We start from the raw sequence: 433 nt of genomic DNA, 5'->3' as shown, positions 1-433 counted from the left end.
GCCACAAGCTGATCGCGCTGCTGCAGAACGCGTCCGTGTACTGGCACGTGTTCGGCGTACTGGTGATCATCCTGGTGCTGTTCTTCGGCCCGGACTCGCACCAGAGCGCGAAGTTCGTGTTCACCGAGCAGATCAACAACTCGGGCTTCGGCGACGGCTGGTACTGGTTCTTCATCCTGCCGCTGGGCTTCCTGCTGACCCAGTACACGATCACCGGCTTCGACGCGTGCGCCCACGTCTCCGAGGAGACCAAGGGCGCGTCGGTGTCGGCCGCCAAGGGTCTGTGGAAGTCGATCTTCTACTCGGCGATCGGCGGCTGGATCCTCCTGCTGGCGTTCCTCTTCGCCGCGAAGGACGTGGCCGCGATCAACGACGGCAGCGGCGCCATCGACGTCCTGCTGACCTCCGCCCTCAGCGCGAAGCTCGCCAAGCT

1 protein-coding gene is annotated in these 433 nt (G+C 64.7%); it reads left to right on the top strand.

The window, feature by feature from the left end:
* Positions 1-433, top strand: a 433-nt coding sequence (locus AC1DSF_RS30935; RefSeq protein WP_478184131.1) for an amino acid permease, incomplete at both ends; no start/stop codon positions are given.

Source organism: Variovorax sp. 01N429 (assembly GCF_056399425.1).
This window is presented reverse-complemented; position numbering and strand designations above follow the sequence as displayed.